Origin of the sequence: Candidatus Paceibacter sp. (genome assembly GCA_013360865.1) — a bacterium.
GTDB lineage: Bacteria > Patescibacteriota > Minisyncoccia > UBA9983 > UBA9983 > SURF-57.
In genome coordinates, this window is sequence record JABWAS010000005.1 from 47,318 (window position 1) to 71,374 (window position 24,057).

Here is a 24,057-nt window from a genome sequence, read left to right on the forward strand (position 1 = left end):
AGCGCGATGAACGGTGTTCTGGAAAAACTTTTAGGCTCGGCTTCCCGGGTAAAAATCATCCGCCTGTTTCTGGCCAATCCGGAAGGATTCTTCACGCTGGAAGACGTCTCCCGTCGCGCGAAAGTGGCCATGCCGCTGACGCGTCGGGAGATTTCTCTTTTTAAGTCAATAGACCTGATAAAACAAAGAGAGGAAACGGTGGAGGAAACGATTAAACTCAAAAGCGGAGAAACCAAAACCAAGAAAAAGAAAGTGGTGGGCTATTCGCTCAACGCCGCTTTCCCGTTCCTCCATCCGCTGAAAAATCTTTTCGCCAACGTGGCGCCGGTGGACAAAGAAAAAGTCGTCAAAGAGCTCGGTTCCGTCGGCAAAATCAAACTGGTAATTTTTTCCGGCGTGTTCATCCAGTCCGACGGCAGCCGGGTTGATTTGCTTTTGGTCGGCGACGCCATCAGAGAAACGAAACTGGATAAAGTGTTGAAAAACATTGAGGCCGAGATCGGGCGGGAGATAACTTACACCGTGTTTAAAACGGAAGACTTTTTGTACCGCCTCGGAATGTACGAAAAAGCTTTGAACAAGATAAATGTGTAATTTTGACGGACGATTAGCTCAATGGTAGAGCGCTACATTCACACTGTAGAGGCTAGAGGTTCGATCCCTCTATCGTCCACTTATCGAAGCAAAGGCCGTAGGCTTGCCCCGTACTTCCGCCGCAGGCGGATAGTAAGGGGTTCAATCCCTACATCGCGCACTAAAATCTTACTTTTGAGCCAGTAAAGAAAATTGCGGACGTGCTTGGCGTGGCGTTTGATGATTTAATTAAGTAAATTATGGCAAATAAAAATCTTACAAACGCAAAACGGGCAAAGAACGACGAGTTTTATACCCAATACGGCGATATTCAGAAAGAGATTGCGGCGTATCTGGAATACAACCCCGATGTGTTTCGGGGCAAAGTGGTGTATTGCAACTGCGACGATCCGTTTGAAAGCAATTTTTTTCGCTATTTTGTCCTCAATTTCAATAAGATTGGATTAAAACAGCTTATCACCACCAGCTACAAACCTTCGCCCGTAGCCAACACGCAACTGGGATTATTTGGCGACGACAAAACTCTCACGAAAGCAAAAGGACGCCCCAAAATAACGGCCAACAAATTTATTATCAACGAAGCGCGCGACATAAACGGCGACGGCGAGTTTAACTTGAAGGATATTGCCCAACAGTTAAAGGCAAACAAACATAATGAATGGGCGCCACTGGAAGGCGACGGCGATTTCCGCAGCGATGAATGCATAAATCTGCTCAAACAATCTGACATTGTGATAACAAATCCGCCATTTTCTCTGTTTCGCGAATATGTTAAGCAGCTTTTTGATTATGATAAAAAATTTTTGATTATTGGCAATATGAATGCAATTACATATAAAGAGGTTTTCCCAAAAATTAAAGAAAACAAGATGTGGCTTGGGGCAACGAATTTTAATACCGGCATGTATTTTCAAGTTTCTAATGATTTCGTTTATGCTGATACATATAAATTTGAACGTGAACAAAATGGCGTAAAAGTAAATCGCGTTCCTGGTGTTTGTTGGTTTACCAACCTAGACCATGGGCGCCGTCATCAACCATTGCCGCTTATGACAATGGAAGAAAATTTAAAATACAGCAAACACAAAGAAATCAAAGGCAAAAAGGCGTATGATAAATATGACAACTACGATGCCATAGAAGTGCCGTTCACCGACTCCATCCCGAGTGATTATAACGGCGTAATAGGCGTGCCGATTAGTTTTTTGGATAAATATAATCCTGACCAGTTTGAAATTGTTAAATTTAGACACGGAAGCGATGACAAGGATTTAAGATTAAAAAATGGAACATGCCCGTATTTTAGAATTTTGATTAAACATAAGAGAGTGGGGAAGTAATATGAAAGTAGCAGATAAAAACAAAAATGAAAGAAGGGTTTATATGAAAAAAATAGCAAATAAGCAACTTGCCAATTTATTGGGTGCTTCTGAGGATGTGAAGCGCGCTACTGTTATTTTTAAGAGCCTGAAAAATAATGAATTTACAACAGGAACGACCAAAAAAGATAATTGGCTAAGAGAAATTCTTTTGACATTTATTGTTATCAAGCTGTATACACTTTTTGATAGTCATAATAACGCATTGAGTTTAGAAAAATTTTTGAAACACAATGCTTGCCATGTTACAAATAGTGAAAATATAAAGGATATTAGGGGTAGATTAGACAATATAAAAAAGTGCAATCAATTACTTATTACACAGATTGAAAATAATAGGCACGAAAAAGGACATATTCCCCAAAAATCGGAACTTGGTGTAACAAAAGAGGTTGCAGATAAAATAAGAGAGTTTGGAAAAATGACTGGGAATGAGGAATACAAGAACCAGAAATCAGTTACTGATGAATATATGAGATTTTCTGTTGGAAACTTTCCGGCAGATAAAGCTAGTAAATTGGCAGAGGAATTACAAAAATTAATAATGGGTATTGGGTATCCAAAGACATTAGAAAGTCGTAATTCTTAACGCAAAACTTTATGAAACAATCCCATGCCCAACCAAGACAAAAACAACTAAATTATTATTTATAACACTGTAGACGGCGAATGTTTAGTTGCCGTTGCTCTTGCAAAAGTCAACTAAATGGCATAAAACGTTGACATTGGCATTATAGATATAAACAAACTGAAAACGTAAATATTGCTTGTTTTAACCCAAGATTTACGTTTTTCTGTGCAGTGATACATCTTGTTTTATTTATTGATACATATTACAATTTGATTGTAGTCGAAAAGCTCTTAAATTCAGCCCTTTTTGCTGTTTGAATGATACATGTTTAAAAAATGAATGATACATACAAAAAACTTGAATTGGTAACTCCCGATTTTGATTCAAGGCTGGCAAGTTTGATTATTGAATTGGAAAGAATGAGGGAGAAAAAACTCGGTGGAACAACAGAGGCATCCACCTTTTTTCAATTGAAAAAAATCTTTCATATCTTTGAAAGCGTTGGTTCGGCGCGGATAGAGGGGAATAATACGACCGTTGCCGAATACATAGAAATTACGATTGAAGACGGCAATAAAGAAAAAGATGAAAACATCGTGGAAATTGAAAATTCCGAAAGGGCGATGGATTTTATAGACAATGCCTTGATTAGTCGTCATAAAAAGATAGACCGCGCTTTTATAAGCGATATACACAAAATCGTAACCAAAGATCTTTCGGCATCAAAAGAGGGGAGCAAGACGCCGGGCGATTATAGAAAAGTTCCAGTTGTGATTAAAAATTCAAAACATAAGCCGGCAGATTACATAAAAGTTCCCGATTTAATGGAAGAATTAATTGATTTTATAAACGTGGAAAATGAACCAAAGTATGATTTGTTAAAAACAGCTATCGCTCATCATCGTTTTGCGTGGATACACCCTTTTGATAACGGGAACGGAAGGTCTGTCCGACTTTTTACTTACGCAATGCTGGTAAATTATGGTTTTAACGTTGAGGTTGGAAGAATTATAAATCCAACCGCGGTTTTTTGTATTGATAGAAATAAGTATTATGACGCGCTTGCGAAAGCGGATGATTTTTCAAAAGAAGGGCTGTTGTCTTGGTGCGAATATTTTTTGTCCGGATTGAAACGAGAAATTGAAAAGATATACAAGTTGGCGGATTATCAGTTTTTGAAAACCAAGATATTGTTACCCGCTCTGGATATGTCTTTAAATAGAAAAGTTATTAATGATGAAGAATATAAAATTCTGAAAGTTGCCGTTGAAAAACAAGTTTTCCAGTTCTCAGATATTTCCCCTGTTTTCGCTGACATGCCGAGAGTAACATTGTCTAGAAAAATATCAGCATTAAAAAAGAAAGAGATGATAATGCCCCAAGGGAAAAGTTCCATTAAATATGTTTTATGTTTTGGCAATAAATATTTAAGAAGGGACGTTGTAGAGATGTTGGATAAGAACGGGTTTCTTCCTGCTAATACATAAACACCATGAAAACAACTCTAAAAACTAACATTACCGTCAAAGATATTTGCGAAGGGTTCGTCTATAACGAACTTGAGGGCAAAGGTTTATTTGGCTTATCTGGCAAGTTGACCATTCAGCCGGAATATCAACGCAATTATATCTACGCTTCCGACGGCGGTAAAAGAGAAATGGCCGTCATTGAATCAGTTTTGAAAGGATATCCAATTGGCTTGATTTATTTCAATAAAGTTAGCGAATATAATTTGGAGGTTTTGGACGGACAGCAACGCATCACCAGCCTCGGACGTTTTATTACCGACAAATTTGCCATCAAAGACGAAAACGGCATGGAGCAATATTTTGGCGGCATGGCGAAAGACAAGAAAGTGAAAATTTTGGAAACTAAACTGCTCATTTATGAATGCGAGGGGACGGAAAGCCAGATAAAGGAGTGGTTTAAAACGATTAACATTGCCGGAGTTCCGCTCGTTCCTCAAGAATTGTTAAACGCAATCTATTCCGGACCGTTCGTTACGCTGGGCAAAGAGGAGTTCAGTAACAGCCAAAATGCCAATATTCAAAAATGGAGCGCGTACATAAAAGGCAGCGCGAACCGACAGGCATTTTTTGAGAGAGCCTTAGACTGGGTAAGCAAAGGAAATATTGATGATTACATGAGTATTCATCGCTATGACAAAAATATCAATGAGTTAAAAAAATATTTCAACAGCGTGATTGATTGGATCTCCAGTGTATTTACCGATGTAGAAAGCGAGATGTGCGGGCTTGAGTGGGGACGGCTGCATGAGGAATATCACAAAAAAGCTTATAATCCGGCAAAAGTATCCGTTGAATTAAAAAAGCTTTATGCTGATCCTTATGTTAAAAACCGCAAAGGCATTTTTGAGTATATTCTCGGCGGCTCTGTTGATACAAAATTGATTGAAGTCCGAGTCTTTGATGAGGCAATTAAAAAGTCGGTTTACGCAACACAAACAGCTAAAGCAGAGAAAAAAGGCGAATCAAACTGTCCGCATTGCGCCATGGGGCATGACGCCAACAAGAGTAAAGTTTGGAGTTTTGGCGAAATGGACGCCGATCATGTGTCGGCTTGGAGTAAGGGCGGTAAAAGCGATATTAAGAATTGCCAAATGTTGTGCAAGACACATAATCGGGCGAAAGGTAATAGGTAAACAATATGGCTGAACCAAATCGGGGAAATAAAGAAAAAAAGAACGAGTTGCGGTCTCGTTCTTTTTTGAGCTATTTATTCCTTCTGTTGTATGGTTAAGCCAAGTTTGATGGCTATTGCCCTAATAGCATTTTCGGTCCTACCAAGTTTGAATCCGACTACTCGTGTTGGTGTATTTTGACGAACCAGCTGTTTTAGTTGTGATACGTCTTTTTGTTGCCATGACTTGCCGGTATTGCGAGTATAATAAGGCATTTGTTTGAACTGTTAATACCCTTGTTTGTTAAATGACCTAAATCTGATAAGATAAAAGTGTTGAGTTTTTACTTCGAGTTTTAGCCGAAATGCCCCAAAGGGCTAAAAAAGACATTTCTGATTGGTGGGGGTGTCATTGCCGCAAACAATGACTGCTCCTTATTTTATTTTAGTCCTTTTATCTTTCTTGTCAAACTTATTCACATCTCTATTGACAAATAATTTTACAGGGATTAGTCTATGAATGACAATATGCTTGGTAAATTTATTTTAGAACAGCGTAAAAAACACAACCTAACGCAGGATTTTTTGGCGTCTAAGATTGGCGTTTCCCGTCCGACCTACATTCAAATAGAACAAGGCGAGCGGGACTTAACTATCACTGAAGCAAGAAAATTGGCGGATATTTTTGGTATTGTTTTTGACGATTTTGTTCAAGGAAAAGATACTTCTGCCATAGTAGAAGTTAAAAAGAGTGTCAAAAAAATAAAAGAAGAAAAGCAAGAAATGAGAATAAGCGTTCCGCAAAAAAATCTGGAAAAATTTAAGGAAGTTCTGCTTTATGTCTTATCAAAAGTCGGCGGCAAGCCGAATGTCGGCGAAGCGGTGGTTTATAAATTGCTTTATTTTATTGATTTTGATTTTTATGAAAAATTTGAAGAACAGCTTGTCGGCGCGACATATATTAAAAATCACTATGGACCTACGCCGGTTGAGTTCAAAACTATCGTTGATGACATGATTAAAAATGGCGAGATCGTCAAAGTAGAGGGAAAATATTTTAATTATCCACAAAGAAAATATTTGCCAATTCGCGAACCCGATTTAACGAAATTAAAGGACGCGCGCGAGTTGCGCCATATTGATGAAGTAATAGCAAGACTGGGCGATAAAAATGCCACAGAATTAAGCGAATACTCTCACGAGGACACTCCCTGGATTATCGCGAAAGAAAACCAGCCGCTTGATTACGAGGCCGTATTTTACCGCACCCCAAAAACTTCCGTGAGAAATTATGACGTTCAAGATTAATTATGGCGAAACGCCGGAATTTCAAAAAGATTTCAAAAGATTACTCAAAAAATTCAAATCGCTTGAGGACGATTTAGAGTTAGCAAAAGTCGCGGTGATTGAGCTTTTTCATGTTCAGAAAGTAAATAATTTAAGCACTTTTCCGATTCAGGGTTTTTGCACGGAAAAGATACAAGTTTGTAAAATTAAAAAATTCGCTTGCAAAGCGTTGAAAGGGCGAGGTTCAAAAAGCGGAATAAGGGTTATTTATGCTTTTCATTGCGAAAACTGCACAGTTGATTTTATTGAGATATATTTTAAGGGTGAGAAAGAAAATGAAGATAGGGACAGAATTAAGGAATATTTAAAAAATTTTTGAGGTTGAAATCGCAACTCAAGGAGGTATAATATAAGTGGTCATTGGGGTAAACTTCCTAGATTGAGTTACTTCAATCGGGAGCCTTATATCCGGTTATGGCCTCGCGCCATGACTATGCGGGCACCCACCTAGCTTACGCTGGGAGAGTTTACTCCCGGTGGCCATCGTCCGAATGAGCCTAAAAGATTCATGATTTGTTTAAAGCGGGATGCCCGGTAGTACAAAATATGATGGTTTTTGCTGGGCAGACCGATGTTGCTAGTTTAAAAGTAAAATGATTGTTTGATTGTTATTAGGTTATTTAACCAAAAACGATAAGCAATCATATTTTGTACTACCGGGATGATTTTCGGGAAAAATTTTTCCAAAATATTAGTCGTTTTTCTGGTTTTGTTTTTTATCGGCCAAATGGTCGCCACTTTTTATTCCGTTTACTGGAGGTGGCCGTGGTTTGATAATCTGATGCATTTTCTGGGCGGGGCGTTTATCGCCATGGCCATGATTTGGTGGTCATCCAAAAGAATTCCGCTTAATTTTTTGCCGCCGGTTTACACCGCCATCGTTATTTTGGGCTTTGTGGCGCTTGTCGGCGTTGTTTGGGAATTTTACGAATTAGCCGTGGACCGCCTGATAACGAAAAACAATTACATCCAGCTTTTGGAACAGGGCGGCTTGCTGGACACGCTCAAGGATTTGCTGGTGGATTTGCTGGGCGGTCTGACAATATCGCTGAAATTTTTATATGAAAGAAAAAAAAGACAATAAGCGTAAAGTAAAAATAAGTTTCTTCGGCGGAACGGGGGAGGTGACCGGTTCAAATTACGTGGTGGAATCGGTTTCCGGTCCGGGCGGCTCCAAAATAGCCGTTGACTGCGGTCTGTTCCAGGGGACGAAAATCGGGGAGGAAAGGAATAACGAGCCGTTTCCTTACGAGCCGCAATCGCTGAACGCGCTTATCGTCACTCACGCCCACTTGGACCACATCGGCAGAATTCCCAAACTGGTCAGAGACGGATTTAAAGGCGAGATATATTCCACCGCGCCCACCAGGGACTTTGCCAGGCTGATGCTGGTAGACAGCATCGGAGTTTTAAGCAAGGAGGCCAAACATAACGGCAAAAACAGCCTTATTTACACCGAAGCGGACGTGGAAAACGCGATGGCTTTATGGAAAACGAAAAATTACGGGGAAGATTTCGCGGTCGGAGAATTTTCCATCAAACTCAAAGACGCCGGACATATCCTGGGTTCGGCTTTCGTGGAAATTTCCGGCGCAGGAAACCCTGAATCTAAAAAAATAATTTTCAGCGGCGATTTGGGCAATTCTCCCGAACCGCTGCTTAACCCGACGGAAGAAGCCAAAAACGCGGCCTACATGGTGGTGGAAAGCACTTACGGAGACAGACTGCACGAAGATTCCTCGGAGGCCGACATCAAGCTGGAAAGAATGATTGAGGAGACGGTGAAGAACAACGGCGTTCTGATGATCCCCGCTTTTTCTCTGGAGAGAACGCAAAGACTGCTTTACCAGATGAATAATTTAGTGGAAAACGGCCGGGTGCCGAAGCTTTCCATTTTTCTGGACAGCCCGCTTTCAATCGGCGCCACCGGAGTTTACAAAAATCACGTCAATTTTTACAGCGGCGAAGCGAAGAATGAAATTTTAAAAGGCGACGACTTGTTCAACTTTCCCGGCCTTAAAATGACCTTGTCCACCGAGGAATCAAAAAACATTTCCGGCGTTCCGGCGCCGAAAGTGATTATCGCCGGAGCGGGCATGTGCAACGGCGGCAGGATTCTGCATCACCTTAAAAATTATCTGCCCCATAAAAACAACTTTTTGCTGCTGGTGAGCTATCAGGCCGCCGGGTCTTTGGGCAGGATGCTGCAGGACGGGGCGAGACTGGTAAAAATTATGGGCGAGGAAGTGCCGGTGGAAGCCAGTGTGGAGAAAATCGGCGGTTATTCTTCCCACGCCGACGCCAACGGCCTCTTGGATTTCGTCGGCAAGTCGGTTGACACGCTCAAGAAAGTTTTTGTGGCCCACGGCGAGCCTAAATCAAGCCTTTTTCTGACCCAGCGGATAAGAGATTACCTGGGAGTGGACGCTGTTGCTCCGCAGATTGGAGAATCTTTCACGGTTGAGATATAATAAAGAAATTCAAAAATCAAAATTAAGGAAAAAAGAGTTAAAAACACTAATTAAATTTTAATTTTTATGAATGAAACACGACATCCTCATCTTAAGATAAAAATTTGCGTTTCCGGAGCGGCGGAAACGGGCCATTGCGGCATGGACGCTTTGGAATTGGGCCAGGACGTGGGGAAAGAAATAGTAAGTCAGGGAGCCGTCCTGGTGACCGGCGCCACCACCGGATTTCCGTTTTGGTCGGCCAAGGGAGCCAAAGAAGCGGGCGGCGTTTCCATCGGCATTTCTCCGGCCGAAACGGAGAAAGAGCACGTGGAGAAATACGGCCTGCCGCTGGAATTCATGGACCTGATAATTTTTACCGGCACCGGTTACGCCGGGCGCAACCTTTTGCTTACCCGTTCCACCGACGCCGTCATCGTCGGTTGCGGCAGAATCGGCACGCTCAACGAGTTCACCATCGCCTTTGAGGACAACAAGCCGATAGGAGTTTTGCAGGGCGACTGGGAGACCGACGAGCTCATCCAAAAAATATTGAACGAATCGCACCGCGGCAACGGCAAAGTTATATACGACAAGGACCCCAAAAAACTGGTGGCAAGAATAATAGAAATGGTCAAAAAAGAAAAAGACTCTACCGCCCAATGCCCAGGCTGTATATAAAAGGAATAGGTTTGATGGTCGGAATGATCGTGGGGGCGGGCATGTTCGGCCTCCCTTACGCTTTTTCCAAAGCCGGACTGTTCTGGGGCAATTTCCAGCTCGTCGTTTCTTTTCTTATAATCCTGCTTCTGCACCTTTGGTACGGCGAGGTTTCTTATTACACCAAAGGAGTTCACCGCATCACCGGCTACACCCGGATGTATCTGGGTAAAAAAGCCGAGAAGCTGGCGTTTATAACCACGCTTGGCGCCGCTTACGGTTCCTTGCTTGTTTACGGACTTCTTGGAGGAATTTTCCTGGGTAATTTTTTTGACTTGTTCAACGGCCGGACGGACGAGTTTTTCTCCATATTCTTTTTTATCGTCGGGGGCGTTTTGGCTTCCTTGAGTTTAAGCAAAATAGGGGAGATAAACTTTATCCTCACCGTACCCGTTTTCGGCTTTATCGCTTATCTTTTATACGTGGCCGCGCCGGAAATAAGGCTGGATAATTTCTTTAACGGAACGCCTTATCTTTTAAACAAAAACTGGCTGTTGCCGTACGGCGTGTGGCTTTTCTCTTTAAGCGGATTTTCCGTCATACCGGCGGTGCGGGACATATTTTCCGGCCAACCGATAAGCAAATACAAAAAGGTGATAATCGTCAGCCTGTTTCTGGCGGCGTTTTTTTACCTGATTTTCGTGGCCGCGGTGCTGGGCGTCAATGGGGGCATGGTCAGCCAGGACGCTTTATCCGGCATGGTGTCTGTTTTGGGCGGCAAGGCGCTGGCCATTGGCTCAATTATCGGTTTCTTCGCCGTGTTCACTTCTTATATCGCCCTGGCCATAGACGTAAAAAATATCTTTATGTACGACTACAAAATGCCCCAATTCGCGGCTCTTCTGGCGGCGGCGGTTCCTCCTGTGATTTTATATTACATCGGAAGGGAAGGAGGTTTGGTGATGATGCTTAGTATCATCGGCTCTTTGGGCATGGGAGCTCTGGGAATATTTATAACCCTTATCAGGAGAAAGATGGTAAAGATTCTCAAAGACGGAGACAAAAGCGACCTCATCGCGGAGATAGACTATAAGAAAATAAAGTTAAGACGGGGTTGGGAGATGGCGGTGCTTGCCGGCATCATCGCGGCGGTGGCTTATAATATCTGGGATATTGTTGCGGGGTTTGCGGGTAAATAAAAAAACGACCCCGATTGGCGGGGTCGTTTTTTAAGGTGATTGTTGCCGGAAACTTGGAAGCTAAACTTCCAATTGGAAGTTTAGCTTCCAAGTTTGAATTACATAGCCGCGATTTTGGAAAATATTTGAGGGTGATACTCGGCCAACTGGGCCAAGATTTTTCTGTCCAAAGCCACTTCCGATTTCTTGAGCTTGCTGATGAGTTTGCTGTAGGACAATCCGCCTGTTCTGGCGGCGGCGTTTATCTTCACCTGCCACAGCGCCCGCATGTTCCTCTTCTTTTTTCTCCGGTCGTGGAAAGCGTGCTTGCCGGCGTGCAGCAAAGCGTCTTTGGCCATCCTTTCTTTGGATTTGCGGCCATGCCTAAAACCCTTTGTTTGCTTCAATATTTTTCTCCTTCTTTTTAAGGCGTGAACGCCTTTTTTTACTCTTGTCATATGCCAATTTTGTTTGCGAGTCTGCGAGCAATTTACAAAATTGCGCACCCCGCACATAATCTGCTAATAATTCTGTATAATTTTCAAAATATTACCTTAACTTCGCAAAACTCGTAAAATTCAGGCCAAGCCATTAATTATGCGGCAGATATGTGCCGATGTCTTTTCTGTCCATCTGGAATGGCTGCAGCTTTTTTTGCTTCAGCTGGTTTTTTCTTCTTTGCTTGGCGTTGAAGTGGTCGTGGCCGGCTTTTCTACCCAGGATTTTTCCGTTCCTGGTTATCTTCAGCCTTTTTGCGTATGATTTGTTTGTTTTAAATGCCATATTGGTGTTGTTATTTTGAAACTTCTATCGTGGCCGTCATGCCGCGGGGACTCTTCTTCGGACCGTCGGCCATTTTATACTTTTCGCTTATTAAATTCAATATCCGGGTCATTCTTTCGCCGATGAAATTCTTGTCCAGATATTTTTCCCGCCCGCGCAGGATAAGGTCTATCTTGACGCGGTTGCCTTCCTTAAGAAACTCGTCTATTTTCTTGGCCCGCATCTCCAGGTCGTGGAGCGACGTGCCCAAACCTATCTGAATTCCTTTTATTTCCACCTCGTGCGCTTTTTTGGCCGCTTCTTTCTGTTTCTTCTGCTGCTGGTAAAGGTATTTGCCGAAGTCCATTATCCTGGCCACCGGCGGATTGGCCGTGGGCGATATTTCTATCAAGTCCAGGCCGGCTTCTCTGGCTTTGTCCAGCGCTTCGGCGAGGCTTATAACGCCTAAATTTTCATTGTCGTTGCCAATGACCCTTAATTGGGAAGCGGTTATTTGATTATTTACGCGCGGTTTCTTAATAAAGAGTATTCTACTTATTTTTTAATATTTTGCAAGCTCCCAGAGGTTGATAAAGACAATAGCCCAATGTCAAGGTTGAACCTTGACATTGTAAACAAAAGGACTTTGCGATAGCATCAAGAAGTTCTCTTCTTTTTAGATTTAACTATTGACGTCGAATGTCAATAGAATCTTTTATATCAAACTTGCCCACCTTTGTACGCTTAAGTCCCAGTAAAACCGCTCCGGTTTTTAGGTTTTGTCCCAGTTTGTGAGCGATGGATCGGACATATGTTCCGCTGGAGCATTTTATTTTTATTCTCGCCACCCAAAATCCTTCTTGTTTTAAGCGATAGCAAATTTTAGGAAGGATTTTTTCTTGCCATTGTGAGAGTATTTTTTCCTGACGGAAGTCGCCTTGGACGACTTTTATTTTTTTGATAATTTTTTCCAGAAGCTTTTCCGAGCCGACTTTCTTCAGCTCCAGCAACTTAATTTCATAAATCTCAATCTCTTTTTCCGGGATTTTTATTTCTTTGAGCTTTCCTTTCCGCGCCCATTCAAAAAGCGGCTTGCCTTTGATTTTGTAAGAGGAGTAGGGCGGAAGCGGCATTTTATTTTTTCCCAGAAATTTTCCCAACCCAATGTCAAGGTTGAACCTTGACATTGGCAGCGGCTGGCGAATTTTTTGAGGCAGTCCTAAAATGTCGTAAGTATCCGTTTTAAAGCCGAACAAAATTTCGGCTTCGTATTCTTTATCCAGTTTGAGGTATTTTTCTTTTTGCTGGATGGCGTCGCCGACCAGCAAAATCAAAACACCTTCCGCCAAAGGGTCCAGCCGTCCGGCGTAAGTTACTTTTTCTTTTTCCGTTTCCGGATGTTTTTGCCTCAAAATTTTTACCGCGTCCAAAGGCGAAATTCCGACCGGTTTATAGACATTGAAATTTTTTCCCTTCATAATGCGAGTATTATGCTTATAGACGATGTTACAATCAAAGTCAAAGCTGGCAAGGGCGGCAAGGGCGGGGTTTACTTCAACAAAAACCTGATGACGCTGGGGCCGACGGGCGGCAGGGGAGGCAACGGCGGCAGCGTATATATGGAAGGCGTGTCCGACCTGGGCGCGCTCAAGCAATTTCGCTACAAAAAAGACATTGTCGCCAAAGACGGCGAGAACGGCAAGAAACAGCTCAACGACGGCACCGCCGCCGAGGATGTTGTTTTGAAAGTTCCCGTCGGAACGGTGATTCATAATCTGGATAAAGGCGCTGACCAGGAAATAACGAAAATCGGAGAAAGGGTTTTGGTGGCCGAGGGCGGATTCGGCGGGCATGGCAATTGGCATTTCCGCGGCAGCAAAAATACCAGTCCGAGGCAGTGCCAGCCAGGATTGCCCGGAGAAGGTTTTACTTTGCGGCTGGAGCTAAAGCTCATCGCTGACGTGGGCTTGATCGGTTTTCCCAACGCCGGAAAGTCCAGTCTGCTCAATGAACTGACTGCCGCCAAGAGCAAGGTGGCCAATTATGACTTCACCACTCTGGAGCCGCACCTCGGAGTCTATTACGATCTGGTTTTGGCCGACATCCCCGGACTTATTGAAGGCGCTTCCGCCGGAAAAGGGCTAGGTATAAAATTCCTGCGCCATGTTGAGCGCACCAAAGTTTTGTTCCACCTCATCTCGGCGGAATCGGAGGATCCGCTTAAAGATTATTACATCGTCGTCAAAGAACTGATGACCTACAACGAGGCGCTTGTTAAAAAACCGGAATATATTTTCCTGGCCAAAAGCGACTTGGTTGACGAGAAAACTTTAAAGCAAAAAATGATGGAGCTTAGAAAGGCCGGCAAGCCGGTCAAAGCCGTCTCCATCCACGATCCGGCCAGCATGGAGGAGGTGAAGAAAATTCTGAATAAGTTGATGGAAGAGAAAACAAGTTCAGCGAATATTTAACAAGGTTGATAATTGACGCTGCCGATGCTAATTTGAACTAAGAAAAATTAAGCGTGTGCTTATATTTTGTTGTTTGAAAATTTTTTAGGAGGGTTGGATATGCGATACTATCGTCCTTACGTTTTTAATAGATTCGCTAATTTGTTAAAAAAATTGAATGACAGGATGGGCGCTTATGGGTCTTTGGTAAAACTTGGAAAATCAACTGCCGTTGAAGACCGATATATAGATGTTTATACAAAAGGAATGGTTGCTTTGAAACAGAGATATTTCTTCTATAAAGGAATTGTTGCCGGCAGAATAGAATATTCTCCAGAAATGGGGACCGCCAGTAATTATAAGGACAGGGCGTTAAGCGCGCTGCAAACATGCCACCGGCGAGCCGTTGAAATAAAGGAAAAAATCAACAGGTTGGTTAGCGTTGAAATTCCCGAAAGATACAAAAGAGATTTTGAGACGCTTTTGTATTATCAAGACCGTAAGGAGAAAGAGGAAAGTAGTTTTATGAAAGAATTCTGCGATATTGGTGTTTCTCAAAGACATGTTTTTGACAAGATAGACAATGGAATCGTTTCCGACTGTGAAATACTTGGGTTTTGCGTATGTCGTTTTGGTAACGCGTCACCATATATGGGCGGCTGCGTAAGGAGTAATGTTGATATGCTTGATGATGGTGAGGCTATGAAAAGGTTTAAAGAAGGGTCTAAGTTGTTCGCAAGGTGGTTAGGCGAAACTTTTGGTCCTCAAGCCAAGCCAAGTTAAGTGCCGTTAAACCAATATCCTCCAACGCAAAAACAGGGCGCTGTTTAAATTAAAATGAAAACGGCGCCCTTTTGTTTTTCAAAACCACCTCAACCTCTTTCGCGTTTTTGCAGGCCATTAGCTTGATTCGTAATTCTTTAGCGCCGATGAAGCCGGAGACGTATGATTTGAAGTGCTTTTTCATCACGTCAAAATTTTTATTTTTATTTAATTTTTCAAATAATTTAGTGTGTTCAAGAAGGACAGATATCCGTGTCGAAAATTTTGCCGACCTTCCAGGATGAAAACAACCAGGCAGGACTGCAAAATTTTCGGCATTGGAAAACCGACCTGCCATGGTGACCGGCTTTGCGGGCTCCTGGCACGGTCGGTTTTCTGCAAACAGCCACGGATTGCCGAAAACCGCCCGGCCGATCATTACTCCGTCAGTGCCGTATTGTTCCGCTTTTTCATAAGCTTCCGCGACGCTTTGGACATCGCCGTTGCCCAGTATCAAAGTTTTGTCCGGTTTTGAACCGCAAAATTCATCTCTGATTTTCACCGCTTCGGCGACGATGTCCCATCGGGCTGGGACAAGCGACATTTCTTTTTTTGTCCGGGCGTGGATGGTGATGGCCGCCGGCTCGCATTCTAGAAGAGCAATCAGCCATTTTTTTAATTCTTTTTTGTCGTATCGGTTGTAGCCGATTCTGGTTTTGACGGAAACGGGCAAACGGCCCGCTCCACGCTTCGTCTCCAAAATAATTTTTTGCGCCAGTCGGGGGTTATTTATTAAAGATGCCCCGGCACTCTGCTTGATAACTTTTTTGTCCGGGCAACCCATGTTGATATCTATGCCGTCAAAACCGAGTTTTTTTATCAGCTTGGCTGACTCGTAAAAATTTTCCGGTTTGGCGCCGAAAATTTGCGCCACTATCGGCTTTTCTTTTTTAGAAAATTTCAACAGTGGCAGGAGATTTTTTCTGCCTTCAGAGCACAGCCCATCGCAGGAAACAAATTCCGTAAAAGTGATGTAGGGCGCGCCATTTTTTGTTTTACTGTACTTCGCGATAATCCGGCGGAATGCCGCGTCGGTGACGTCCGCCATCGGCGCCAACGCCAAAATCGGCCACTTTGGCGGATTGTTTTTACGCTGAGCTTGTCGAATTGTTTTCCAGAAACCTTTTGTCATAACGTCCTTAAAAATATAGTTAATTTGGCATTTTGGCAAGAATATGAGAAAATAAGGGCGACTTATGAAAACTTTTCTCGTTTTTTACTCGTTTATATGGAAATATAAATGGTACTTTATCCCCGCTGTTATAAGCGCTTTTCTCTCCACGTTGTTGGCCAGTTTTATGCCGTTTATTTACCGCTATATAGTGGATAATTTTTACAATCTTACTTTGTCCGTTTTTCTCACGGTGGCGGGGGTCTACGGGGCGACCAGAATAGGGATGATTTTTTTCGGCAATCTGTCCGGATTTTTTGGCGGAGAATATTTCATACCGGCGCTTGCCGACTCCAAAATGAAGATATTCCGCCATTTGCAGAATCTTGATTTTGCCTTTCATTCCACCAAAAAATCGGGTGAGTTGATAAGCAAGTTCAAAAGAGGCGACGGCGCTTTTTCTAACATGGACCAGGATCTGAACGGAGAATTCATTGACGACTTTGTGAGGCTGATCGTCGCCGCTCTAGCCTTCTCTCTTATAAGCCCGAAGCTGCTTGCCGTGTTTTTCGCCGGCATCGTCTTTATCATTTTGTCTTCAATTTATTTCATAAGAAAAAACATGGTGATGAGGGCTGAACATATCAAAGACGATGACAACATATCACATCTTATCGCCGACAATCTGGTAAATTACGAAACAGTAAAATATTTCGCTAATGAAAGGAAGGAAACAGCCAACCTGGAAAAAGCTTTTGAACGATGGCGGTCTTCGTTGTGGAATCTTTATCTGTCGTTTCGGAAAATGAACTTCTCTGTCCGCATGATCTCCGCTGCCGCCATTATCGCAATGCTGGCGTTTCTCGGCCGGGATGTGGCGGACAAGAAAATATCAGTCGGCGACTTCGTGTTGGTGTTCACTTTTATGTCTCAGATTTTTCCCAATATAGAAAAAATAATGTTCAGGTTCAGGGGGATTTTGAGAAACTACGTTGACCTCAAAGATTACTTTGCCATTCTGGATTATCCGTTGGTGGTGCTTGAGCCGGAAAAGCCGCTGGAATTCTCCTGCCGAAAAGGCGAGGTACAATTTAAAAATATTTATTTTTCTTACCCCGACGGGCAGGAAGCATTGAAAAATATTTCTTTAACCGTTACAGGCGGTTCTTCTGCCGCTTTGGTGGGGCGTTCCGGTTCCGGAAAGACGACGCTTACAAAATTGCTTTTGAGAATTTACGACCCCATTGAGGGGCAGGTTTTGGTGGACGGATTTGATATAAGTAAAATCAAAAAAGAAGACTTGCGGCGCAATATCGGCATCGTGCCACAGGAGCCAATACTGTTCAACAATACCATCGGCTACAACATAGGTTATCCTTTAGAAAACGCAGGCAAGGAAGAAATAGAAACGGCCGCTAAGCTGGCCAATCTGCACGACTTCATCATATCGCTGGAAAAAGGATACGATACCGTCGTGGGAGAAAGAGGGGTCAAACTTTCCGGTGGGCAAAAACAGCGTCTGGCCATCGCCCGAGTCTTTTTGCTCAATCCCAAGATTATAATCTTTGACGAGGCGACCAGTCATCTTGATTCCGAATCGGAACGGCTCATTCAGGACTCAATGGAAAAACTGGCCCAGGGCAAAACATTCATCGCCATAGCGCATCGGCTCTCCACCGTCATGAAGGCGGACAAAATCGTGGTTTTGGACAACGGCAAAATAATTGAGGAGGGGACGCACGAGGAGCTTCTTACTCAGGACAGCGGAATTTACAAAAAACTTTGGGAGCTCCAAACCAATAACGAAATTTTGGAAAATGGGTACTAATTTCAAACGCACAATCGAAGACTTCATTTGCGGCAACTGCGGCGAAGAGGTTAAAGGCGATGGTTATACCAATCATTGCCCGTCTTGCCTTTGGAGCAAACATGTTGACATAAATCCGGGCGACCGGGCGGCGGAATGCAGTGGAATGATGAAACCGGCGAAAGTGGAAACGGAGAAAGGGGAGTATGTCTTAACTCACCGCTGCGTAAAATGCGGACACGAAAAAAGAAACAAAATGTCGGCAAAAGACAATTTTCAAGAAGTGTTGAAAATATCTTAAAAATATTCTAAAATCACGAATGTAATTTAAAAATTACATATTCCCCGCCCGCATCGCCAAGCTCAGCTTTGGCGGGCGCGCGGCGCAGTAGCTTCAGCAAGAAGTTATTAAGAGGGAATAAAACATATTCCGCAGTAGCTCAATGGTAGAGCAGCTCCCTGTTAAGGAGTTGGTTGTAGGTTCGAGTCCTACCTGCGGAGCAAAGTTGGACAGACCGACGCGAAAGCGCCGGTTTTGTCTTTATCTGCCTCACTGTTTCTAGGTTCGAACGCCTTATTTATTTCCCTTGCTTCAAACAGGCCGTTTTCGAGTATCTCTATTAGTTTTTTATTGCGAACATTGAGTATTTTGTCTTTTAGCGTCAGGTTCGAACCGAGTTCCGAAAGTGCGTCAGTTTTCTCCTCATATCCTCCATTTTTGAATATGTCCGCTATTTCGACCATGAGGTTGAATGTCCGCCGTGCTTCGTCCAAGATCTTCTCGGTACTAATACCATCAATACCAGCTGATGCTTTCTCGGCCTGTTCTATTTCTGCCTTGATTGTCGTTTTGAGTCGCAGAAAGTCATCGTCATCGATCGCGCCACGCATCTTCATCTTCAAGAGCTCATCGTACTCCTTTTGCTTTTTACCCAGTTCACGTTCCCAGGAAAGCTGAATGTCTAACTTGGTTTTTTTCTGCTCCACTAGGATCTCCTCAAAGTTACTTAGGCACCAATCTCGAAGCGCCGGAGAGATTTGCAGTTTATTTTGGGTGTGATTCGCCATGAATTCGTCTATGTCTTCTTCCCAGACGGACCGCTCTGGACAGTCAGGTGACCTCTTTTTTGAGCAGTGATAGTAGATGTAATGTAGATATGTTGGGTTATCCATCTTATCAATATCTGTGCAACACCCCGGGCATTGTGTTTTGTTAGGGTAAGCGAATTTCTTTTTGCATACGGGGCATATGAGTTGGTGTTTGTGTTCAGCAACTACAGAACCTCCGCACGATCCACACCTTGTTAACCCTGAATATGCAAAGGTCTGTTTGTTAACTGACGGCCGGGGACGGCCTTGTCTGCCAAGCATTGCCTGAACTCTCCAGTATTCCTCCTCCGTAATCATTCTAGGGACCGAGCTATTTACCGAGTATCTTACTGGTGTTCCGTGCTCGTCCTTCGCGTAGAAAAATCCAGCGTAGAACGGATCCTTGAGCATGTCGTAGATGCGCGAGAGTTTTACCGGCTTACCACCCTCCTTACTGCGCTGGATGGTGCGGAGACCGAGTGTCTTGTCTGAGTATTCGAGGAGTTTTCTTACAGAATACTTTCCGGTCAAAAACATTTCCCAGAGTTTTTTTACGAGCTCAAACCGCTCCCGATCCGGTAGAATGCTTCTTTTACCTTTCTCGCCATAATCATTTACATATCCTACTTTTGCCACACCCGGCGGATATCCCATTTCGCACTTCTTCAGTAAACCTCGTCTCACATCAATACTTTTGTTGTCGTTTTCCATTTTTGCCTGACTGCAAAAGAGGGTGAGCATGAATTTATCTTGTGGAGTATTTCGAAATACCTGTTGCTGAGTTACGATTTCGATCAATTTTCCTTGATCGAAAAGGTCCACCAGTCGTGCTGCATCTATGGCATTTCTAGAAAGACGGTTAGCGTGCCATGCGACAATACCCTGAACCTCTCCATCCTCGATACTTTTAATCAATTGTTCAAACACAGGTCTGGCAAACGCATTTTTTGCAGATTTTGATTCGCGTAAAATGTCACTCTCATCAAGTGCGACACTGTGCATAGATGCGATCTTGATGTCCTCTGACACTTGCGACTCGATTGACAATGCTTGTCGATCTTCAGATTCTGTCGACTTGCGTGCGTATCCTCGGTATATGATTTCGTTTGTTAGTTTTTTCATATTAGTGTTGTTAAATACTTGTTAATTAAGACAGTACCGAGAATGTTCTTTTATATCCAGCTTAGGGTCGACCATAACCACTCCATTTTGCTCGATCTCCTCAGGAAACAGTGGATAAGTGTTAATTAAGAGAGCTTCCTCGACCTTAACGAGCAAAATGATTCAGTTGTGTACGACAAGCGATGGTTTCGGGCGCAAGACGGATTTCCGATCCTACCGTTTTCTTCGGGTGTGGTTTCGGCATTGGAGTGTGCCGCCCGAGTTTGAACTTGCCCTTACTCCATCTGTTCAAGATGCTCTCCTCGAGCCGAGGGACGAATGGTAAACGCTACCCCTCGGTGTTAATTTTTCCTGCAAGTCATTCGGCCTACAGGAGAGCACCTTGTGTTCAGCCGGTTTTGTTTTCACGCGGACTCGCTGACTACCGCGTCGCTTCTCGATTGTCCGCAGTCACAGGGACTGCAGAATGAGCTCCTTTCGGAAGAAGTCCATTCTGCACACTCTGTGTTTTGCTAATAGAGTTTGAAAGTGCTAGTCGAGTAAGTCGCAACAATGTTGCACCGAGTTCATTTGTTTGTTCGTCGGTCAGCAAAACACCGTAGTCCTTCTCTACGATTGTTTTTAATTTTTCGGTTGTGCTTTTTTTGAGTGCCATAAACAAAAAACCTGATGCTTAGCATCAGATTAGTTCTTTCGAAAAATGGCGTATAGAAAACTAAATGAACACAGAAATTATCTGTGCACACTTATTTTCTTTTTTTCTTCTCGTCAGAGATTATTTTATCGATATAGGTGTAATCTAGAACCTCACCGAATTTGTCACTGATTAGACCCATTAATTTTTTGCTTCCAATATGTTTGTTTTTGTATATGAATTGATTACGTTCAAGAACAGAGGTATTCCTCTTTCTCATTTTCCCTAGCTTTATATTCGCATTTTTGTATTTATTTTGAAGAGGTTCGATGTGAGTTTTATAGGTTTTCTTCAAAAAATCCAGCATATCTCTTAAGGTAGCATAAGGGCTTACAGTGATTGCAATAGGATGTTCTTCCAGAATCGACTTTACATATTCCAGATATCCCTCTTCATCACCTTCGTAGCGAAATGGTCCGTTTATGTACTCATTCAAATCATCCACTTGTACTAATCCTCCATAAGACCAAATGTTGAGCCAACGATTATATGTTACGTAATACTGGATTACATCTGACCAAGTCCAACTTAGACCTAATTCCTTGGTAAAGAGATCTATAGTTTTTTCAAAATCTGTCCCAGATAAATGTTCAGGTAAATTGATTATTTCCTTACCAGTGGCTTCAGATTTTGTCTGGAGAACTTCTAGGATCCCATCTGAAGGGAGGTTGTATTTTTTTCTGATGCGCCTTATTTTTTGCAGAAAACTAGGGTCTTCGCTAAGTCCCTTTAAGTACTTCCATGCTTTGTCTTGAGCACTTGTTGAGTCAATTACGTCATCATGCGTAAACTCATCAAGATCTGCTTCTGTTTTAGCTTTCTTTCCTTTCATAACTTTACTTTAGTTTACATTTTTAACGAGATTACATCAATAAGAAAGTGCGAAGCAGTATGTGCTTTTTATGCCCATCTTATGGTGGAAAGTTAGGCCCCACTTATCCCAGAAAGTTATAGAGAGTCGTAGATGAAATGGCTTAGATTAAAGGTATTCCCAGCGATCCTTGTCGAACTTTCCGGTATGAACTTTATACTTTCATGATTTTTAGATTTTGCCCGATTCTAAAGCAGGTACACTTCCAAAAACATCAAAAAAATGCAATAATTATCGGTGTTAGTCACATTGCCTAAACCTGTTGGTTTGCTCCAGCAGGCATGGCGCTAAATACCCGCTAGAGATCAAAGGACTCCTGGTCAGAGTCACTCTAGCGGGTCATATCTGGAAACAGGTATGGGTTTGGCCGAAAGGTCGGATCGCGATGGCCAGGAGCCCTTTGATTATTTGGGCTCACTCCGTCGATTAAAAAACCCGCTAGAAAATTATGAAATTCGTACGTGTTTCTTTGGCTGTATTGCTCAGCTTGTGCACTTTAGGTTATTTTCTTCCAACAACAATCGCGATTATACGGAGACGCACAAACACCATGTCGATCTTCGTGCTCGATCTGTTTCTGGGATGGACGTTGATTGGATGGGTTATTGCTTTGGCCTGGTCGGTTGCCACTGACGCACCGAAGCCGACAACCCAGCAAACCCCGAACTAGAAAACCCTGTTTTTATTCGGTAAAAGTCGGGAGTCCATTTTGAAAATACTTTGATAAATAACGATTTTTTTATAAGGAGGTCTCCGACTTTTACCACTTTTTCCTATTCCGACCTTTATGGTTTTTTAGCTCTTTTCTGAAGCATTTCTTGGTAGGCCTGGGCCGTCTTTATCCCATGCATACCGATGGCGATACATCCTGATCCTGCCATCTTGTGGGCATTGCGATCAAACATATCAAGTATCTCATTTAGGGGGTGGCCGTAGAGCTTAGCGAACCAGTCGGGATTCTCAGCTATAAACTCCATTATCGGATCGTGCGCCTCGTGCATGTAGAGATACAAGCCACCCAACGGAACCCTGTGGTCGACTTCCTCTCCGGCGCTCATGCCCTTGTCGATGTTAGTCAAAGCGAGTACAAACTCACCCCTAAAGAAATACTCCGGTTCAGAGAATTCTGTGATTAACTCAGCTATTTTGTCACTGAGAACCTGTCGTACCCTTTGTGCGATTGGCTCACACCAACGTTGAGCATAAGCATCATTAATCAATGTTTTCGCTTCATACGAGAAAAAGTAAGCATCCGTAATTGGCGACGTTGCACCACCCCTCCTGTGATGTTTTATCGGAACGTCCAAGACCTGTTTCAATACACTGCCCCGATTTGCCGCAACTCCACATATAAAAATTGTGTAGAGAATCAACATGAGTGGGTAATAGCGCAAACCCTCTCCAATCCTGTTGTATTGCACACCACTCGGCACTTCTGTTGCTTTTGCCAGTATCTTGAGTGAGCGTAAAAGTGCATCCGTATATTCACCCTTAGTGTCATTGAGCATTATGGCTGCAATCGAAAGTTGCAGTGACTGAGTCCTTTCTTCAACACTAGATATGATTTTTTTATTTCCTTCCGGGTCTTTGAGTTGAGGCGCCCACGGAAGACCAGTGTCAGCTCCGTCGAGATATTCCCGAAGACGTTTTGCTTCTGAGATAAGATCCTCAGCAATTGCATTTTTCGGGGTGCGCAGTTTGTGTTTGATGCGTGTCGGCAGATCCATGCCAAGCGACTCACCGACATCTATGGTGTCACTAACCTCGATTTGCAGATCTTCCGGTCCCTCCGGTTTCCGCACTTCCTTATCTGGAATAGCTGAAACAGCTCGCTCCACGAGCTTAAACAACGCGCTGTTGTACTGGTCCTCCGTTTTTGCTACCCGGGACTGTAGAGTTCTGATGCTTTCGCGTAATGGTTCTAGGAGTTGCTCTGTTTGTCTTTGACTAATTATCGCAAGATCTTCGGGTAACCCAGGATCAGTTGTTGACCCACGTCGCACGAACCACTCTCCCTTTTTTCTCGAACGCGAGCGATCTGCACAAAATAAATCCTTGAAGAACATGTGTGGCTTATTGTTCCGAGGAGGAATTACAATCGCGCCCCACTTTTTACCGTCTTTAGTTTCAAAACCTAAGACATAAATCTGAGGCATAGGCGAGATGTATGTCTTGAGAAGTTGCTCTACATGGTTCTGAAATTTATCTGTGTCCGACTCTGTGTGAGTGATCCCAATAATACCTTTTGCCTTCACTCCATAGATAATAAATCCGTGATCTTCGTAGTTGCTGTCGTAGGTATTGGTGATAGCAATTATGTCTTTCAGTAAATCAGCTTTCTGTTCGTTTGTGGCGGTTTCGATTTCTGTTTTAAAATCTATTTTTGCCATCTCAGTCCCATGGGCAATAACCCCTTTTAGTAGGGTTTCTAGCTCGCCATTCGTCCATGGCAGTATCTCTTGTGTTTGTTTCTTCTTGCTCATGAGATTTTTAGTGAATAATTTTCTCGA

Annotated in this window: 24 protein-coding genes and 2 tRNA genes; 18 read left to right on the forward strand and 8 right to left on the reverse strand. The window is 43.1% G+C overall.

Annotated elements, in window-relative coordinates; genetic code table 11:
- Nucleotides 1–6 precede the first annotated feature (6 nt).
- From HUT38_01940 to HUT38_01995, 12 genes are all read left to right on the forward strand, one after another.
- A complete protein-coding gene (locus tag HUT38_01940; protein NUQ57227.1) occupies nt 7–594 on the forward strand; it encodes a hypothetical protein in 588 nt (195 codons plus the stop codon).
- A gap of 7 nt (nt 595–601) precedes the next feature.
- Nucleotides 602–673 (forward strand) — tRNA-Val (locus tag HUT38_01945).
- A gap of 160 nt (nt 674–833) precedes the next feature.
- On the forward strand, nt 834–1,934 hold the full coding sequence (locus tag HUT38_01950; GenBank protein ID NUQ57228.1) for an adenine-specific methyltransferase EcoRI family protein: 1,101 nt from the start codon (nt 834–836) through the stop codon (nt 1,932–1,934).
- Nucleotide 1,935: 1 nt separating this feature from the next.
- The gene (locus tag HUT38_01955; protein NUQ57229.1) at nt 1,936–2,562 is read left to right on the forward strand and encodes a hypothetical protein; all 627 of its coding nucleotides are present in this window, start codon (nt 1,936–1,938) and stop codon (nt 2,560–2,562) included.
- A gap of 317 nt (nt 2,563–2,879) precedes the next feature.
- Complete coding sequence (locus tag HUT38_01960) at nt 2,880–4,031, forward strand: Fic family protein (GenBank protein NUQ57230.1); 1,152 nt, start codon at nt 2,880–2,882, stop codon at nt 4,029–4,031.
- Nucleotides 4,032–4,036: 5 nt separating this feature from the next.
- Nucleotides 4,037–5,206: a DUF262 domain-containing protein gene (locus tag HUT38_01965; GenBank protein NUQ57231.1), complete on the forward strand. Its 1,170-nt coding sequence runs from the start codon at nt 4,037–4,039 to the stop codon at nt 5,204–5,206.
- A 494-nt stretch (nt 5,207–5,700) separates the two neighbouring features.
- Nucleotides 5,701–6,492, forward strand: coding sequence for a DUF4065 domain-containing protein (locus HUT38_01970; GenBank protein ID NUQ57232.1), 792 nt, complete (start codon nt 5,701–5,703; stop codon nt 6,490–6,492).
- Complete coding sequence (locus tag HUT38_01975; GenBank protein NUQ57233.1) at nt 6,476–6,850, forward strand: hypothetical protein; 375 nt, start codon at nt 6,476–6,478, stop codon at nt 6,848–6,850. The genes HUT38_01970 and HUT38_01975 overlap by 17 nt, the downstream gene beginning before the upstream one ends.
- 342 nt (nt 6,851–7,192) lie before the next feature.
- Nucleotides 7,193–7,615 (forward strand): hypothetical protein, encoded by a 423-nt coding sequence (locus HUT38_01980; protein ID NUQ57234.1) that lies wholly within the window; start codon nt 7,193–7,195, stop codon nt 7,613–7,615.
- A complete protein-coding gene (locus HUT38_01985) occupies nt 7,593–9,002 on the forward strand; it encodes an MBL fold metallo-hydrolase (protein ID NUQ57235.1) in 1,410 nt (469 codons plus the stop codon). Before HUT38_01980 ends, HUT38_01985 begins: the two co-directional genes overlap by 23 nt.
- 66 nt (nt 9,003–9,068) lie before the next feature.
- On the forward strand, nt 9,069–9,662 hold the full coding sequence (locus HUT38_01990) for an LOG family protein (protein ID NUQ57236.1): 594 nt from the start codon (nt 9,069–9,071) through the stop codon (nt 9,660–9,662).
- Nucleotides 9,644–10,840 carry a hypothetical protein gene (locus HUT38_01995; protein ID NUQ57237.1) on the forward strand — a complete coding sequence of 399 codons (1,197 nt, stop codon included), beginning with the start codon at nt 9,644–9,646 and terminating at the stop codon, nt 10,838–10,840. The genes HUT38_01990 and HUT38_01995 overlap by 19 nt, the downstream gene beginning before the upstream one ends.
- Nucleotides 10,841–10,938: 98 nt before the next feature.
- Here HUT38_01995 and rplT read toward each other — a convergent pair whose 3' ends face one another.
- From rplT to HUT38_02015, 4 genes are all read right to left on the reverse strand, one after another.
- Nucleotides 10,939–11,277 (reverse strand): 50S ribosomal protein L20, encoded by a 339-nt coding sequence (rplT, locus tag HUT38_02000; GenBank protein ID NUQ57238.1) that lies wholly within the window; start codon nt 11,275–11,277, stop codon nt 10,939–10,941.
- Between the two features lie 133 nt (nt 11,278–11,410).
- A complete protein-coding gene (locus tag HUT38_02005; protein ID NUQ57239.1) occupies nt 11,411–11,602 on the reverse strand; it encodes a 50S ribosomal protein L35 in 192 nt (63 codons plus the stop codon).
- A gap of 10 nt (nt 11,603–11,612) precedes the next feature.
- Entirely contained in the window at nt 11,613–12,140 is a 528-nt protein-coding gene (locus HUT38_02010) for a translation initiation factor IF-3 (GenBank protein ID NUQ57240.1), read from the reverse strand.
- A gap of 127 nt (nt 12,141–12,267) precedes the next feature.
- Entirely contained in the window at nt 12,268–13,059 is a 792-nt protein-coding gene (locus tag HUT38_02015) for a hypothetical protein (protein NUQ57241.1), read from the reverse strand.
- Between the two features lie 12 nt (nt 13,060–13,071).
- Between HUT38_02015 and obgE the strand changes: the two genes are divergently transcribed.
- Nucleotides 13,072–14,052 (forward strand): GTPase ObgE, encoded by a 981-nt coding sequence (gene obgE, locus HUT38_02020; protein ID NUQ57242.1) that lies wholly within the window; start codon nt 13,072–13,074, stop codon nt 14,050–14,052.
- Between the two features lie 153 nt (nt 14,053–14,205).
- On the forward strand, nt 14,206–14,814 hold the full coding sequence (locus HUT38_02025; protein ID NUQ57243.1) for a hypothetical protein: 609 nt from the start codon (nt 14,206–14,208) through the stop codon (nt 14,812–14,814).
- 49 nt (nt 14,815–14,863) lie between these two features.
- Here the strand turns inward: HUT38_02025 and HUT38_02030 are convergent, their stop codons facing one another.
- On the reverse strand, nt 14,864–15,985 hold the full coding sequence (locus HUT38_02030; protein ID NUQ57244.1) for a tRNA-dihydrouridine synthase: 1,122 nt from the start codon (nt 15,983–15,985) through the stop codon (nt 14,864–14,866).
- A 64-nt stretch (nt 15,986–16,049) separates the two neighbouring features.
- Here HUT38_02030 and HUT38_02035 point away from each other — a divergent pair, with 64 nt between their 5' ends.
- The 3 genes from HUT38_02035 to HUT38_02045 all read left to right on the forward strand — a co-directional run bounded on the left by HUT38_02035 (nt 16,050) and on the right by HUT38_02045 (nt 18,272).
- Nucleotides 16,050–17,792, forward strand: coding sequence for an ABC transporter ATP-binding protein (locus HUT38_02035; protein ID NUQ57245.1), 1,743 nt, complete (start codon nt 16,050–16,052; stop codon nt 17,790–17,792).
- Entirely contained in the window at nt 17,782–18,072 is a 291-nt protein-coding gene (locus HUT38_02040) for an RNHCP domain-containing protein (GenBank protein ID NUQ57246.1), read from the forward strand. The genes HUT38_02035 and HUT38_02040 overlap by 11 nt, the downstream gene beginning before the upstream one ends.
- 128 nt (nt 18,073–18,200) lie before the next feature.
- Nucleotides 18,201–18,272 (forward strand) — tRNA-Asn (locus tag HUT38_02045).
- On the opposite strand, the gene HUT38_02050 is transcribed toward HUT38_02045, so the two are convergent.
- Together HUT38_02050 and HUT38_02055 are read right to left on the reverse strand one after the other, a co-directional pair.
- Entirely contained in the window at nt 18,261–19,982 is a 1,722-nt protein-coding gene (locus HUT38_02050) for a recombinase family protein (GenBank protein NUQ57247.1), read from the reverse strand. The genes HUT38_02045 and HUT38_02050 overlap by 12 nt on opposite strands.
- A gap of 746 nt (nt 19,983–20,728) precedes the next feature.
- Nucleotides 20,729–21,508: a hypothetical protein gene (locus HUT38_02055; protein ID NUQ57248.1), complete on the reverse strand. Its 780-nt coding sequence runs from the start codon at nt 21,506–21,508 to the stop codon at nt 20,729–20,731.
- 487 nt (nt 21,509–21,995) lie between these two features.
- Here HUT38_02055 and HUT38_02060 point away from each other — a divergent pair, with 487 nt between their 5' ends.
- Complete coding sequence (locus tag HUT38_02060) at nt 21,996–22,217, forward strand: superinfection immunity protein (protein NUQ57249.1); 222 nt, start codon at nt 21,996–21,998, stop codon at nt 22,215–22,217.
- Between the two features lie 115 nt (nt 22,218–22,332).
- Here HUT38_02060 and HUT38_02065 read toward each other — a convergent pair whose 3' ends face one another.
- The gene (locus HUT38_02065) at nt 22,333–24,030 is read right to left on the reverse strand and encodes a putative DNA binding domain-containing protein (GenBank protein ID NUQ57250.1); all 1,698 of its coding nucleotides are present in this window, start codon (nt 24,028–24,030) and stop codon (nt 22,333–22,335) included.
- Nucleotides 24,031–24,057: the final 27 nt, after the last annotated feature.

Excerpts from the sequence above, each read along its gene's own strand:
- HUT38_02050 (NUQ57247.1), bottom strand. The coding sequence starts at position 19,982 with ATGAAAAAACTAACAAACGAAATCATATACCGAGGATACGCACGCAAG.
- HUT38_02035 (NUQ57245.1), top strand. The coding sequence starts at position 16,050 with ATGAAAACTTTTCTCGTTTTTTACTCGTTTATATGGAAATATAAATGG.
- HUT38_01955 (NUQ57229.1), top strand. The coding sequence starts at position 1,936 with ATGAAAGTAGCAGATAAAAACAAAAATGAAAGAAGGGTTTATATGAAA.
- HUT38_01980 (NUQ57234.1), top strand. The coding sequence starts at position 7,193 with ATGATTTTCGGGAAAAATTTTTCCAAAATATTAGTCGTTTTTCTGGTT.
- HUT38_02060 (NUQ57249.1), top strand. The coding sequence starts at position 21,996 with ATGAAATTCGTACGTGTTTCTTTGGCTGTATTGCTCAGCTTGTGCACT.
- HUT38_02065 (NUQ57250.1), bottom strand. The coding sequence starts at position 24,030 with ATGAGCAAGAAGAAACAAACACAAGAGATACTGCCATGGACGAATGGC.
- rplT (NUQ57238.1), bottom strand. The coding sequence starts at position 11,277 with ATGACAAGAGTAAAAAAAGGCGTTCACGCCTTAAAAAGAAGGAGAAAA.
- HUT38_02040 (NUQ57246.1), top strand. The coding sequence starts at position 17,782 with ATGGGTACTAATTTCAAACGCACAATCGAAGACTTCATTTGCGGCAAC.
- HUT38_01995 (NUQ57237.1), top strand. The coding sequence starts at position 9,644 with ATGCCCAGGCTGTATATAAAAGGAATAGGTTTGATGGTCGGAATGATC.
- HUT38_01990 (NUQ57236.1), top strand. The coding sequence starts at position 9,069 with ATGAATGAAACACGACATCCTCATCTTAAGATAAAAATTTGCGTTTCC.
- HUT38_02030 (NUQ57244.1), bottom strand. The coding sequence starts at position 15,985 with ATGACAAAAGGTTTCTGGAAAACAATTCGACAAGCTCAGCGTAAAAAC.
- HUT38_02015 (NUQ57241.1), bottom strand. The coding sequence starts at position 13,059 with ATGAAGGGAAAAAATTTCAATGTCTATAAACCGGTCGGAATTTCGCCT.
- HUT38_01950 (NUQ57228.1), top strand. The coding sequence starts at position 834 with ATGGCAAATAAAAATCTTACAAACGCAAAACGGGCAAAGAACGACGAG.
- HUT38_01985 (NUQ57235.1), top strand. The coding sequence starts at position 7,593 with ATGAAAGAAAAAAAAGACAATAAGCGTAAAGTAAAAATAAGTTTCTTC.
- HUT38_01965 (NUQ57231.1), top strand. The coding sequence starts at position 4,037 with ATGAAAACAACTCTAAAAACTAACATTACCGTCAAAGATATTTGCGAA.
- HUT38_01940 (NUQ57227.1), top strand. The coding sequence starts at position 7 with ATGAACGGTGTTCTGGAAAAACTTTTAGGCTCGGCTTCCCGGGTAAAA.
- HUT38_02005 (NUQ57239.1), bottom strand. The coding sequence starts at position 11,602 with ATGGCATTTAAAACAAACAAATCATACGCAAAAAGGCTGAAGATAACC.
- HUT38_01975 (NUQ57233.1), top strand. The coding sequence starts at position 6,476 with ATGACGTTCAAGATTAATTATGGCGAAACGCCGGAATTTCAAAAAGAT.
- HUT38_01970 (NUQ57232.1), top strand. The coding sequence starts at position 5,701 with ATGAATGACAATATGCTTGGTAAATTTATTTTAGAACAGCGTAAAAAA.
- HUT38_02055 (NUQ57248.1), bottom strand. The coding sequence starts at position 21,508 with ATGAAAGGAAAGAAAGCTAAAACAGAAGCAGATCTTGATGAGTTTACG.
- HUT38_01960 (NUQ57230.1), top strand. The coding sequence starts at position 2,880 with ATGAATGATACATACAAAAAACTTGAATTGGTAACTCCCGATTTTGAT.
- obgE (NUQ57242.1), top strand. The coding sequence starts at position 13,072 with ATGCTTATAGACGATGTTACAATCAAAGTCAAAGCTGGCAAGGGCGGC.